General features: G+C 69.2%; 10 protein-coding genes. 6 read left to right on the top strand and 4 right to left on the bottom strand.

Annotation, left to right across the window (positions count from 1 at the left end; genetic code table 11):
* Positions 1-238 precede the first annotated feature (238 nt).
* On the bottom strand, positions 239-895 hold the full coding sequence (locus MKK84_RS16395; protein ID WP_243921478.1) for a peptidase inhibitor family I36 protein: 657 nt from the start codon (positions 893-895) through the stop codon (positions 239-241).
* Between the two features lie 189 nt (positions 896-1,084).
* On the opposite strand from MKK84_RS16395, the gene MKK84_RS16400 reads away from it, so the two are divergent.
* The 5 genes from MKK84_RS16400 to MKK84_RS16420 all read left to right on the top strand — a co-directional run bounded on the left by MKK84_RS16400 (position 1,085) and on the right by MKK84_RS16420 (position 4,380).
* Positions 1,085-1,243 (top strand): hypothetical protein, encoded by a 159-nt coding sequence (locus tag MKK84_RS16400; RefSeq protein WP_243921480.1) that lies wholly within the window; start codon positions 1,085-1,087, stop codon positions 1,241-1,243.
* 208 nt (positions 1,244-1,451) lie between these two features.
* Positions 1,452-2,903, top strand: coding sequence for a chromosome partitioning protein ParA (locus tag MKK84_RS16405; RefSeq protein ID WP_243921482.1), 1,452 nt, complete (start codon positions 1,452-1,454; stop codon positions 2,901-2,903).
* Between the two features lie 32 nt (positions 2,904-2,935).
* Positions 2,936-3,433: a hypothetical protein gene (locus MKK84_RS16410; RefSeq protein ID WP_243921484.1), complete on the top strand. Its 498-nt coding sequence runs from the start codon at positions 2,936-2,938 to the stop codon at positions 3,431-3,433.
* A 19-nt stretch (positions 3,434-3,452) separates the two neighbouring features.
* Entirely contained in the window at positions 3,453-3,914 is a 462-nt protein-coding gene (locus MKK84_RS16415; RefSeq protein WP_243921486.1) for a hypothetical protein, read from the top strand.
* Between the two features lie 55 nt (positions 3,915-3,969).
* Entirely contained in the window at positions 3,970-4,380 is a 411-nt protein-coding gene (locus tag MKK84_RS16420; RefSeq protein ID WP_243921488.1) for a response regulator, read from the top strand.
* 163 nt (positions 4,381-4,543) lie between these two features.
* Here the strand turns inward: MKK84_RS16420 and MKK84_RS16425 are convergent, their stop codons facing one another.
* On the bottom strand, positions 4,544-6,706 hold the full coding sequence (locus MKK84_RS16425) for a molybdopterin-dependent oxidoreductase (RefSeq protein ID WP_243921490.1): 2,163 nt from the start codon (positions 6,704-6,706) through the stop codon (positions 4,544-4,546).
* A 386-nt stretch (positions 6,707-7,092) separates the two neighbouring features.
* Here MKK84_RS16425 and MKK84_RS16430 point away from each other — a divergent pair, with 386 nt between their 5' ends.
* Positions 7,093-8,427 (top strand): LLM class flavin-dependent oxidoreductase, encoded by a 1,335-nt coding sequence (locus MKK84_RS16430; RefSeq protein WP_243921491.1) that lies wholly within the window; start codon positions 7,093-7,095, stop codon positions 8,425-8,427.
* A gap of 312 nt (positions 8,428-8,739) precedes the next feature.
* On the opposite strand, the gene MKK84_RS16435 is transcribed toward MKK84_RS16430, so the two are convergent.
* Positions 8,740-9,777, bottom strand: coding sequence for a class I SAM-dependent methyltransferase (locus MKK84_RS16435; RefSeq protein ID WP_243921493.1), 1,038 nt, complete (start codon positions 9,775-9,777; stop codon positions 8,740-8,742).
* Between the two features lie 619 nt (positions 9,778-10,396).
* Positions 10,397-12,283 (bottom strand): ABC transporter ATP-binding protein, encoded by a 1,887-nt coding sequence (locus MKK84_RS16440; protein ID WP_243921495.1) that lies wholly within the window; start codon positions 12,281-12,283, stop codon positions 10,397-10,399.
* Positions 12,284-12,709: the final 426 nt, after the last annotated feature.

Consider the following 12,709-nt stretch of genomic DNA (forward strand, 5'->3'; position numbering starts at 1 on the left):
CATTCGCTTGTCCCGCGTCGCGGGCCACGTCGGAATAACCCGTCTGCGTCCGGGGTCGGAGTGGTTCAGGTCGCGGAATCACGCGTCGTGGTTAGCCGGCTGTAAGCGGGTTCGCGCGGACGCGGTCTCAGAGCGGAAGCGCCCGGACCCGGCGGGATACGCCGGCGATGATGGTCAACGTCGCGGGTCAGCTCCACGGGCATCGGTCACTGAGGACCGCCCGACGGATGCCCCCATCTCAGCCGGTGCGGCGGCCGCAGCGGATATAGGCGGACGTGCCCCAGGCGCTCGTCCAGGTCAGGCGGTCGCCCTCGACGACGAGGCGGACCTGGGAGGACCAGCGGCGGTCCCGGTCCCCGCATTCGGCCGCCATGGTCCAGGCATTGCCGGAACGGTGTGGGTCGCGGAACGTACAGAGGGTGTCGCCGGCCCTGGCGCGCTCGGGCGTGATCGTGGCCGGCAGGTAACCGTGCCGGCGCGACGGGGCGGCGCAGGCCTCCGCCGTCGGGCCCCAGGTCCCGACATAATCGGCGGCCGGACGAGGCGTCGCGGCTGGAACGGCCGGCTGGGCAGGCGTCATGGGGGCGTGTGCGGAGGCCGCCTCGACCACGGGAGCCGTCGCCGCAGGGACGGCGACGCTCGCCAAGGTGGTCGTCGGATCCTCCGGCCGGACCATTGCCAGCGCCCGGCGCGGCAGATCCTCCGGCGGGTCGAACAGCGGCTCCCCGACCGCCAGGGGCGCCGACATCCGGAACGGCATGTCCTCGGTCAAGTAGGCGGTGCAGTAGGCGAACAGGCCGACCCAGCCGACGGCGAGGAGAATCTGGGGTGTGTAGGAGCGCCGGCCCTCACGCAGAGGTTCGACAGGCGCCACCGCCAGAACGATCGCCGTCACCGAAAATCCTCCGCGCGCCGTCATCGCCGGGTCAGGGCCCGAAACACAGTTTTCGTCACCCATAAGCGACACCGGGCGCCCGCGATCGAGGATTTCTCAGTATCGGGCCAGGGACAGGTTTATTAACGTCCGGTAAATCGTTAACGATGCGTTAACGGTTGATCCAGGGCCGGCTCCGATGCGCGCGGCATGTCCGACGCCCCGTCGGCGCTGACCCGCTGGGCGTGGTGGAACGATCTTGCCCAGCCCCGGCCGGCGGCACTGGACGATGCGGCCCCTGCCTGCCGCCGGAAGTCCTCCGGACGTCAGAAAGCCGTGTCGCGCGTCGCTTCTAGTTTGATCCTGTGAACTGCCAAGTAGAGGGCAAAATATCGCTCGACAGTCTTATTGGATTAAGATTTAGTTAATTCGCCCGGATTGTGGGCGCGATCGAGCTCGTTTCATGGCGTGGACGTCGTTTCGTAACATGCTCTCCTCGTCCGAGGGGGGATCCGAGCCTCAGGGGTCGGCTCATGGATCGGCCCAGTCGGCTTCCCGGCCGGCAACCGAGCCCACGATGCCGCAGGCCCGGACGCGCCTGAACGCCGAGGCGCCGGCTCAGCGGGCTGCCCTGCCGGATCGGGCCCATTCCTCCCTCGACGCCATCGGCAAGCGCGACGAGATGCTGCGGCAGCGCATCGACGCCATGGTCGACCGATTGGAGGACATCCGCTCGCTGCAGGACGATTTCGTGTCGATCCTGGAGCCGATCGTCAGCATCAGCGACGAGCTTCCGCGGGCGAGCATGCGCATCGCCGAGCTGGAGACCTCGCTGGCCCAGGAGTTCCAGACCGGCAAGGCGGTCCGTCTGGAGGCCGCTGAACTCTCGGCCCGCATCTCGATCCTGACCAACGAGTATTCCGAGGCCTCTGCGCGGGTGGCCCGGGCCGAGGAGCAGCTCCACGCCCGCGACGCCGTCCTGGCCGCGCAGGCGATCGAGCTCCGGGACCGGGTGCTGGCCTTCGAGAATCTGGAGCGGCGCCTCGCCGCCGAGATCGAGCAGGGCAAGGCGCTGGTCGCCGAGGGCAAGGCGCTGCGGACGGAGGCCCAGGCCGCCGACAGCGCGCTGACGCGGACGGAGCACGATCTGCAGGCGGCGCGGGAGACCCTGGCGGCCCTTGAACAGGACAACCGGCGGCTGCGAAGCCAGAACGAGGATCAGATCCTGCGCCTCGACGAGCTCGAGTCCCGGTTCCGGACCGTCGAGGGCGCGGTCGAGTCCGAGCGGCAGAAGGCGCGGACGGCCGAGGGCCAGCTCGCGACCGAGGTCGCGAATCGCGCCCGCCTCGAAGCCCAGTTCGAGACCGACACGGCCGCCCTGCGCACCGAGCGCTCGGCGCTCGCCATGAAGCTGGAGGCCGCCGCCAACCGGGCGGACACGAACGAGCAGCTCCTGGGCCAAGCCCGGGCGCAGCTGCGCGAGCGCGACGAGGCCCACCGGCTCGCAGAGCGCAACTTCAAGGAGACCAACATCGCCCGCGTCACCGCGGAGCGGCGTCTGGATACCGTCCAGGAGGATCTCGCCCGGCAGACGGAGCGCTTCGTCGAGATGCAGCGCGCCCGCGGCGACCTCGATGCGCGCTGCGACATGCTGGCCAAGGCGCTCGCCGCCAAGGACGCCGCCCTGGAGCAGGCGGGGACCCGCAACGCCGCCCTGACCGAGCGGATCGAGCAGCTGACCCACCGCCAGGAGGCCGCCAGGATCGAGTTCGAGGCCACCAACCGGCGCCTTGCCGAGGATCTTCAGAACGAGCGCTCGGAGCGGGCCCTGGTGCAGGGCGCCCTCGACATCGCCCGCGAGACCCGGGCGACGCTCCAGAAGCAGTACGAGGCGCTCAAGCGCTCCGGCCGCGGCTGGCGCAAGCCGGACGGGATGGGCGAGGGCCTGCCGCACGAGCCGGCCCTGCCCGCCGAGCGCGGCGAGCCGAGCAACGTGCACCCGTTCGCATCTCCCGGCACGGCCGGCTGATCCGATGCTGACCTGTGAGGGGTTTTCCAACGATGAGCGATAGGGCTTCGATCGACACCGCCTACAACGGCAGCCCGAACGTGATGATGCGCGCGTGGCAGGCGAAGGCGGACGCGTCCCCCGAGAAGGTGGTCAGTTTCATGGGTCTCGAGAGCCGGAACGGGACCTTTGCCACGGCCGATAGCCCGAACGAGGGCGGCCCCACCGTCACCCGCGAATGGGCCTCGGCCGTCGACCTGATCCGCGAGGCCAGCGAGGCCATCCGGGTTGGGGAGGAGCGGGCGGCCGAGTTGGAGGCGCAGCTGGCCCAGGTCGTCGCCCAGGCCGATCTCGAGATCCGGCGCCTGGAGCAGGAGGTCGCCACGGGGGTGCAGAACCTGGCGCGGTCGGAGGAGCGGGTCCGGCTGGCCGAGGTGCGGGCCGCGGAGGCCGAGGAATGGCTCGTGCGTCTCCACGATGCGGCGATCGAGGCCTTCGGCAACCGTACCAGGCCCGCTCCCGTAACCAGCGTGCCCAACGAGACCGAGTAGCCTCGGTCCTCGTGCGACGATGGCGCAATCGACGACGATAGAGGCCACCGTGATCGCCGAGGCGATACCGCGGGCGCAGGATTCGCACGCGGCTTTCCGGGTCATCGATCCGCGCCTGACCCTCGCGCTGATCCGGCAGGCCGCGGATGAGATCCGCGGCTTCCAGGGGTGGCGCGCCGTCATTCAGCAGCGGGCGAGCGGGCTGTTCCGGCGGCTCTACGAGGAACGCACCGTCAAGGACGCGACGATCCAGGCGCTCGAAGCCGAGCTGTCGCAGATCAACCGGCGGAACACCGATCTGGAGCGCGCCCTCGCGGAGATCTCCTCCGACTACGAGCGCGTCGTCGTGCGCTGCATGGAGGCCGAGTTCCGCATCATGCAGGCCGAGCACAGGGCCTTCGTGGCCGAGCGGTCGGTGTTCCGGCTTGAGGATCTGCTCGACCGGGTCGGGGACCGTGCCGGGGTCATGGACGGGGACTGATCCCGGCCGCGCCCGCGCGCACGAACCTTTGACCTGGGTTAGGACTTATCGGGGGATGAGCGGATCAGCCCAGCCCCCGGCGCCCTATGCCCTCGTGGTCGACGACGACGGCTTCATCCGCATGGACGCGATGGACATCCTGTCGGAGGCCGGGTTCCGCACGTTCGAGGCCAGCGACGGCGATAAGGCGATAACGCTGCTCGGCCGGGAGCACGCCCAGATCGTGTTGCTGTTCACCGACGTGCAGATGCCGGGCTCGCGGGACGGTTTTGCGGTCGCGCGCGAGACCTCTGAGCGCTGGCCGCACATCGCCATCGTGGTGGCGTCCGGGCAACTGCAGCCGGGGCCGGGCGACATGCCGGAGGGGGCTCGCTTCATCGGCAAGCCGTTCACCGCCGACATGGTCCACGACCACCTGCGGGAAATGCTCCCCGACCGGCAGAAGCCGGAGCCGCTGCGCCAGTAGGGCAGGGGCCGGGCTGGGACTCTTTCCTCTCCCATTCGGGGAGGAGTTTGGGGATCGCAGATCCCGCGTGGGGCTGGTGCAGAAGGCACCGTCACACGTGATCCTGCACCACCCCCGGCCCCTCCCCACAAGGGGGAGGGAAAAGCGGCCCGTTCGCCGACCCTCAATTCGCCCGGGCGACCTCGACGAGATTGTCCGAGAAGGATGGGGCGTGGCCCATGTCGGTGAAGGCGCCGGACGAGATGCTGTTGACCGTCCCCTCGTTGAGCTGGCGCCAGTAGCCGAGCGTCGCCACCACGATGCCGGCCTTCACGTCGTCGGTGATCCGCGCGACGCCCTTGAAGGCGCCGCGGTCGTTGCCGACCTTGACCCGGTCGCCGTCCCGGATGCCGCGCGCGTCGGCATCGTGCTGGCTGATCATCACGAACTGCTCGCCCTGGCCCTTCTGCTTGTCCTCCATGTTGGCGTAGCAGGAGTTCAGGAAGTAGTGGCTCTTGGGCGAGACGATGTTGAGCGGGAAGCGCTTGGCCAGCTCCGGGTCGTTCGTGTGGGACTCGCGCGGGCCGAGGTAGTCGGGCAGCGGATCGAGCGCCTCGCCGGGCTGGAAGCCCTCGTACATCTGCCGGAACGGCGGCGCGACGAAGTTCGTGGCACCCTCGACCATGAACATGCACTTGCCGGTCGGCGTCGGGAAGTTGCCGTCCTTGTGCGGCGCGCGGTCGTCGGGCGTACCGACCTTCAGGCGGGCGAAGCCGTGCGCGCGCATATAGGCGAGGTCGATGCCCTCGCAGGCCGGGGCGGACCAATCGACGTAGTGCTCCAAGCACTCGCTATCGGTCCACGTGAAGTTCTCCTCTTCGAAGCCGAGCCGGGCGGCGAGCTGGCGGAAGATCTCGTTGTTGGGGATCGACTCGCCCGGCGCCTCGGCGCACTTGGTGTTGTAGGTCAGGTAGAGGTGACCCCAGGACAGGATCATGTCCTCCATCTCGGCGCCCATCGTGGCCGGCAGCAGGATGTCGGCGTAGGAGGCCGTGTCCGAGATGAAGTGCTCGGCCGAGACCATGAACAGGTCCTCGCGCATCAGCCCTTCGACGATCTTGTCGGTCTCGGGCGCCTGCGTGACCGGGTTCGAGTTCCAGCACATCATCGACATGATCGGCGGGTCGAGCTGCATCTCGCCGGTCAGCGCGCGACCGATCTGCAGGTTCGAGACGACGCGGGTGCCCTCCGGGATCAGGTCGGGCCGGCACATCACGTCGAACTTGTAGGGATGCTCCCAGACCCCGAACTGCGTGACGCCGCCGCCGACATGACGCCACGCGCCGGTGAGCGCCGGGATGCAGGTCACCGCCCGGATGGTCTGGCCGCCGCCGTAGTGCCGCTCCAGCGCCACGCCCATGCGGATCGCGGCGGGCTGGGCCGTGGCGAGTTCGCGGGCCAGCGTGCGGATGTCCTCGGCGGGGACCCCGGTGATCTCCGAGGCCCATTCGGGCGTGCGGGTGCTCGCCCGCTCCTTCAGCTCCGCGAAGCCGACCGTGTGGTTGTCGACATAGTCCCGATCGACGAGGCCCTGTTCGATGATCGAATTGATCAGCGCCATGGCGAGCGCGCCGTCGGTGCCGGGCTTCGGCGCGATGTGCCAGTCGGCCGCCTTGGCGGTGCGGGACGCGTAGGCGTCGATCACCACGACCTTGGCGCCCTTCTTCTGCGCGTCCTTCACGATTGCCCAGTGGTGCAGGTTCGTGCTGACCGAGTTGCAGGCCCAGATCACGATGTACTTGGAGTGGATGTAGCTGTCCGGGTCGAGGCCCGCGGTCGGGCCGACCGTGAGCAGCCACGCGGTGCAGGAGCCCTCGCCGCAGAACGTCCGCTCGGTCACCGTGGCGCCCATCCGGTTGAAGAAGGCGTCGCCGCCGTTCAGCCCGTGCACCAGCCCCTGGTTGCCGAGATAGCTGTAGGGCGCGATGGCCTCAGGCCCGTACTGGTCGATGATCGCCTTCCAGCGCGTGACGATGGTGTCCAGCGCCTCGTCCCAGGTGATCCGCTCGAACTGCTTCGACCCCTTCGGCCCGACCCGCTTCATCGGGTAGAGGAGCCGGTCCGGGTGATAGTGGCGCTTCTCGTAGTCCTTCAGCTTCACGCAGAGACCGCCGCGGGTCATCGGGTGATCCGGGTTGCCGCGCACCCCCTGGAGCTGGCCGTCCTTGACGTCGAACAGCATCGAGCACGTGTCCGGACAGTCGTGCGGGCAGCCCCCGAAGAAGGTCTCGGTCAGGCTCTCGGCCTCGGCCACGATCAGGGAGTCCGGCTTGACGATCTCGTTCATGATTCCTCCGCGCACGAGCGTCCAGCCTTCTTGTCGTGCGGGGGCGGCTCAATGCGGATTTATGATGCATTGAATTCCGAACAATTCCAAATCACGTCTCGTTAAAGCTCCTGAGTAGCGCTACCGTGCTGCATAGCCGGCGCTATTCATGCTCGGTGATCGCCCGCCCGGCCATGGGCGAAGGCCGGGTGACGGGATCGATCGTCACCGCGCGTGCGTCTCCCGCCGCGGCCCCGTGGCGTCGCGAACCGCCGCCTGGGGCCCCATCTGGAGAAGACGCTTCTCAATCGCGGGCCCGGATCCGGGCGGCGGTTGCATCCCGCCCACCGGCCTGATTCACATCGGCGGACTCACGTTCCGCCCGCACCGCCACGAGTCCATCGGTCATGCGACACGACACGCTGCGCCTCGGCGCCTTCTTCTACGCCACCGGGCATCATATCGCCGGCTGGCGCCATCCCTCCAGCGAGGCGGATGGCGGCCTCGTCCTCGAGCGCTACGTCGGCTGGGCGCAGAAGGCCGAGGCCGCGAAGTTCGACCTCGTGTTCCTTGAAGACGGGACCGGCATCCGCGACGGCAACCTGCGCTCCAGCGAGCGGACGGCGCGCTCGACCCATTTCGAGCCGGTGACGCTGCTCTCCGCGCTGGCGGCGGTGACGAGCCGGATCGGGCTGGTGGCGACCACCTCGACGAGCTTCAACGAGCCCTACAACGTCGCCCGCCGGTTCGCCTCTCTGGACCATCTCAGCGGCGGCCGCGCCGGCTGGAACCTCGTGACCTCGACCACGGACGCGGAGGCCGCCAATTTCGGCGCCGACCGGATCGCGCGGCACGGCGACCGCTACGAGCGCGCGGAGGAGTTCGTCGACGTCGTCCTCGGCCTGTGGAACACCTGGGACGACGAGGCCGTGGTCATCGACAAGGCATCCGGCCAGTTCTCGAAGCCGGACGGTTTTCGACCCCTCAACCATCACGGCACGCATTTCGAGGTGCGGGGCCCGCTCAACATCTCGCGCACGCCCCAAGGCCAGCCGGTGCTGGTGCAGGCCGGCGCGTCGGGCCCCGGCAAGGATCTCGCGGCGCGCACCGCCGAGATCGTGTTCACCGCCAACCAGACGCTGGACGAGGCGACAGAATTCTATGGCGACCTGAAGGACCGGATGGGCCGCTTCGGACGTGAGCGCGACGATCTGAAGGTCATGCCGGGCCTGTTCCCCGTCGTGGGACGCAGCGAGGCGGAGGCACGGGCGAAGTTCGAGGCGCTCCAGGACCTGATCGACCCCGTGGTCGGTCTTGCGCTCTTGGAGCGGATGATCGGCGGCTTCGACCTCTCCGGCTACGATCCGGACGGGCCGGTGCCGGAACTGCCTGAGGCCAACGGCGCCAAGTCGCGCCAGCAATTGATGTTCGACCTCGCCCGCCGGGAGGGGCTGACCCTACGCCAGCTCTATCTGCGGATCGCGGGCGCGCGCGGCCACTCGCAGATCGTCGGGACGCCCGCCCAGATCGTGGACGAGATGGAGGAGCGCTTCCAAAAGCAGGGCGCGGACGGCTTCAACATCATGCCGGCGACCCTGCCCGGGGGGCTCGACGACTTCATCGAACTGGTGCTTCCGGAACTCCGCCGCCGCGGCCTGGTCCGCACGGAGTACGAGGGCCGGACCCTGCGCGGCCATCTCGGCACGCGGCCGCCGGCCGGTCAGCCGCTGCGTCAGGGGTGATCGAGCCTGCGGTTCTCGGCGGGAACGCGCGCCGGCCCGGCTTCTCTCCCTCCGCCGCGGATCCCCGGCGTGCGGGGCGCCGGCGACAGGTATATCGAGCCGAACTTGCCGGCCCCGATCAAGCCCACCCGAACGGGCCGCTCTCTCCGGCGCGCTCCGCTGCAGCTTGGCGGATAGGGACATGGCGGACCCTCGCCGGCCTTTCTGCGGTCGATCGGGATCGGGGTCCCGTGCCCGTCGCGTTTGGCCTCGGTTGCTGGCCGGGATTACCAGTTGCGGCCGTCCCCGCCTACGCGACGGCGTGTGCCGCGCTCAATCCGCCCCCGCCGTCATCGTCATCAGCCTTGACCGGTGGACGACCGTGCCCTCGTCCTGCTGGCGGACGGGCCAGGGGAGGTCGAGGGGCGGCCGAGTCGGCTTCAGGGGTTTGGCGCCGGGGATGTCGGAGTTGGCTGCGGCGATCATCGTCGCAAGGGCATCGGGACCTTCGAGCCATGCGGACGGCGCTAGGGCCTGAGGAGCCTGATCGAAGTGCGTCGCGAACGCGATGTCGCCGCCCGGCCGCGTGACGCGGCTGGCCTCGGCGACGAGGCGCGCGGGGTCCGGTACGCAGTCGAGCCCGTTCAGCGCGACGACGAGGCGGAACGTGTTCGCGGCGAACGGGAGGGCCCGGGCATCGGCGATCCAGAAATCCACCCGTTCGGCCTCGGGCGGGAAGTGGTAGGTTTCCCGACGCTCATAGGCGTCGCCGCCGTGCCGGAGCGGGTAGCGCAGCAGGCCCCGATCGAGGATGCCCCGGCCAATCCGCAGCAGGGGCCAGTTCAGGTCCACGCCGAGCACCGGCACGTCGTAGGCGGCCGCCAGATCGAAGCTGGTTCGGCCGGCGGTGCAGCCGATATCGAGCCTCGGGCCGCGCCCAACGCCAAGGTGCCGCAGGGCTTCCGCCAGGCAATGCCGGGCGCGGCCGGGCGGCGGCTCCGCACCGTCCGGCTCGCTTGCGAACAGGTCGCCGTAATGATCGTGGGCGTATCGCGATTGCTGCGCGCGGCTGATGTTGTGGGCCGCGTCCGGCCCGAGCGCCGCACTGATCACCGCCTCGACCGCCGCATCCTCGACATCGCTCGCCAGGACGAGCGGAAGATTCACCGCGAGCCAGCCGCGGACGTCCGGGACCAGGATCGGAACGCCCGCAATGATCGGGAAGCGCTCACCGCACTCCGGATCGAGGCAGCGCAGGACCCCGGACACGACCGCGTTGCTCGTCGCCTGCGCGCCCGGCTCCAGAACCAGCGCGGTGCGGCGGCAGGCCGGGCAGATCGGCTTCAGGGCGTCGAAGTGCAGGCGGCGCATCGGGTCAACCGCCGATCATCGCGGCGGCGCGCTGCCGAGGCGGGGGCACCAAGGCGGGTGCGCTCAGGTTGCGCCAGCGCACGCCACCGGCTCTCCGCAGCACATCAATCGCCATCATTCAGTCGGATCCTGCAATCATTTTAGACCTTCATAAGCCATATCCCACTTTATGGCCAGCTTTCATGGTTTATGGGGGCCGGTTTCGAGAATGGATTGAAAGATATTTTCGCAAAATAAGGATCTTGAAAGCTTCTTTATCTTCCAAAAAAATCGCTCATCGAATATGAGCCAGCGCATAAAATACTTTATTTTTGAACGACAAGCTGTTCCTGCAGAAATTTTCCTGGCGCGCGGTTTGACAGCGGTTGGTTGTTTCGCGAACGCTCAGGTTTCTTCACTGATGCAGTGTCGCGGTTGGCTCCCCCGCAGGCCACGGCTCGTAGGGGGCCCCGCCGTCGGTTGAGCGGCCCTGCAAAGCTGCTGCAGCGCTCGCTGGTCGGCGTTCGGCCGTTTCGCGTGGACGGCGCGCGTGCGACGCGATCCGCAGAAGTGCAGGCTTCGGCGCAGCCAACGGGGTCGGGTGCGGAGCCCGCGCCGTGCCGTCAGGTTATCGCTGCCCTCAGGCGGCTGCCGCCCCGGGCTTGGCGTCGGCCTCCGCGGGGCCCCAATCGGCATCCCAATCCTGCACGCTGTGGCCGGGTGAGACCTCCCGATACAGCCGCTCCGGCGGCTCGTAGTCCGGGGCGCGGATCGGGCTGCGGATCTCGTCGTCCGGCAGGGCGTGCCGCGCCCGGCGCCGGGCCGGATCGGGGACCGGGACGGCCGCCAGCAGCTTCTTGGTGTAGGGGTGCTGCGGGTTCCTGAACACGGCGTCCCGCGGGCCGATCTCGACGATCTCGCCGAGATACATCACCGCTACCCGGTGGCTCACCCGTTCCACCACCGCCATGTCGTGCGAGATGAACAGGTAGGCGAGGCCGAACTCGGCCTGCAGGTCGAGCATCAGATTCACGACCTGCGCCTTGACCGAGACGTCGAGGGCCGAGACCGCCTCGTCGGCGACGATCAGCCGGGGGTTCAGCGCCAGCGCCCGGGCGATGGCGATGCGCTGGCGCTGGCCGCCGGAGAACTCGTGCGGGAAGCGCCGCGCCATGTCGGGGGCGAGCCCGACCCGGGCGAGCAGATCCTCGGCGCGGCGCAGGGCGTCCGTGCGGGAGGCGAGGCGGTTGATCAGCAGCGGCTCGGCCACCGCGGCGCCGACGCTCATGCGCGGGTCGAGGCTGGCGAACGGATCCTGGAAGATCATCTGCATCCGGCGACGGCGGGTGCGCAGGGCGCCGGCGTCGAGACCCGTGATGTCCTCGCCGTCGAGCACGACCGAGCCCGACAGGGGCTCGACGAGCCGCAGGATCGAGCGGCCGGTGGTGGACTTGCCGCAGCCGGATTCGCCGACCAGCGCCAGGGTCTCGCCCGCCGCGAGACTGAACGAGACCCGCTCCACCGCATGGACGCGGCCGGTCACGCGGCCGAACAGGCCGGAGCGGATCTCGAACCGGGTGGTCAGGTCGCGCACCTCCAGAAGCGGGCGCTCGGCGGCTCTGGCGGTGTCGGGCGAGGGATCGGGCAAGGAGTTCGGATCGTCGGCAGGCGCCGCGGCGAGGCCGGTGGCGCGGTCGATGATGGGGAAGCGCATGGGCCGGGAGCGGCCCGCCATGGCGCCGAGCCGCGGGACGGCGGCGAGCAGCGCCCGCGTATAGGGCTCGGCGGGCTCGGAAAAGATCCGCGCGGTTGGGCCGTCCTCGACGGCTTGGCCTTTGTACATCACCACCGTCCGGTCAGCGATCTCGGCCACGACGCCCATGTCGTGGGTGATGAACAGGACCGACATCCCCTCCTGATCCTGGAGACTCTTGATGAGGTCGAGGATCTGAGCCTGGATGGTCACGTCGAGGGCGGTGGTCGGCTCGTCGGCGATCAGGAGCTTGGGCCGGCAGGCCAGCGCCATGGCGATCATCACCCGCTGGCGCATGCCGCCGGAGAAGCGGTGCGGGTATTCGTGCAGCCGCGCGCGGGCCGCCGGGATCCGCACCGTGTCGAGGAGCCGGAGGGCCTCCGCCTCGGCGGCGGCGCGTGACAGGCCCCGGTGCCGGATCAGCGCCTCGGCGATCTGGAAGCCGATGGTCAGCACCGGATTCAGGGAGGTCATCGGCTCTTGGAAGATCATGGCGATGGAATCGCCGCGCACCCGCCGCATCTCGGACTCGGGGGCGGCCAGGAGGTCCCGGCCTTCGAAGCGCACGCTGCCGCCGATGCGGCTCGCGTCCTGGGGCAGGAGCCGTAGGACCGACAGGGCGCTGACGCTCTTGCCCGAACCGGATTCGCCGACGAGCGCCACGGTCTCGCGGGGGCCGACATCGAAGGAGACGCCGTGCACCACCTCCCGCCAGCGCCCGTCCGAGCGGAAGGAGACCGTGAGGTCGCGGACGGAGAGGATCGGATCCGTCATGGCCTGTCTCCCGGGGATTTCATGAAAGCGTAGGGCGTCGCGCCCCGTAGGCGAGGGGAGGGGGCGCTGCCCGCGTGTCGTAAGCACAAGACGGTCCACCTACGGTTGTCCGTCCCCAGCTTGCGGGAGAAGCGGCTTCTACTCCCGTCTCAGGTCGCGCGCCCGCATCGTCGCGCCGTCCAGAGGCCACATCGCGGAGGGGCGATCAATCCGCCTTCCTGAATACAAAACGCAAAATCGGATCGCTGGCGCAGGGTTTGCGAGACACCGCCCGTGACCGCGATGACCGTACTGCCCGTCCACCTGTGGAGCCTGCCTGCCGCCAAGCTGGCGGTCGCGTTGGTGCGCGTCCCGTCCCCGTTGTCACACCGGGCCATTGCGCCCCTGCCTAAGAATTGTTCAAACTCGCCCACAAGGCGTGGGCCG

The organism is Methylobacterium sp. E-065, assembly GCF_022829605.1.
GTDB lineage: Bacteria > Pseudomonadota > Alphaproteobacteria > Rhizobiales > Beijerinckiaceae > Methylobacterium.

Bases quoted from the DNA above. Each gene is read 5' to 3' on its own strand.
- MKK84_RS16400 (WP_243921480.1), top strand. From the start codon at position 1,085: ATGTCCGACGCCCCGTCGGCGCTGACCCGCTGGGCGTGGTGGAACGAT.
- MKK84_RS16405 (WP_243921482.1), top strand. From the start codon at position 1,452: ATGCCGCAGGCCCGGACGCGCCTGAACGCCGAGGCGCCGGCTCAGCGG.
- MKK84_RS16410 (WP_243921484.1), top strand. From the start codon at position 2,936: ATGAGCGATAGGGCTTCGATCGACACCGCCTACAACGGCAGCCCGAAC.
- MKK84_RS16415 (WP_243921486.1), top strand. From the start codon at position 3,453: ATGGCGCAATCGACGACGATAGAGGCCACCGTGATCGCCGAGGCGATA.
- MKK84_RS16420 (WP_243921488.1), top strand. From the start codon at position 3,970: ATGAGCGGATCAGCCCAGCCCCCGGCGCCCTATGCCCTCGTGGTCGAC.
- MKK84_RS16425 (WP_243921490.1), bottom strand. From the start codon at position 6,706: ATGAACGAGATCGTCAAGCCGGACTCCCTGATCGTGGCCGAGGCCGAG.
- MKK84_RS16430 (WP_243921491.1), top strand. From the start codon at position 7,093: ATGCGACACGACACGCTGCGCCTCGGCGCCTTCTTCTACGCCACCGGG.
- MKK84_RS16435 (WP_243921493.1), bottom strand. From the start codon at position 9,777: ATGCGCCGCCTGCACTTCGACGCCCTGAAGCCGATCTGCCCGGCCTGC.
- MKK84_RS16440 (WP_243921495.1), bottom strand. From the start codon at position 12,283: ATGACGGATCCGATCCTCTCCGTCCGCGACCTCACGGTCTCCTTCCGC.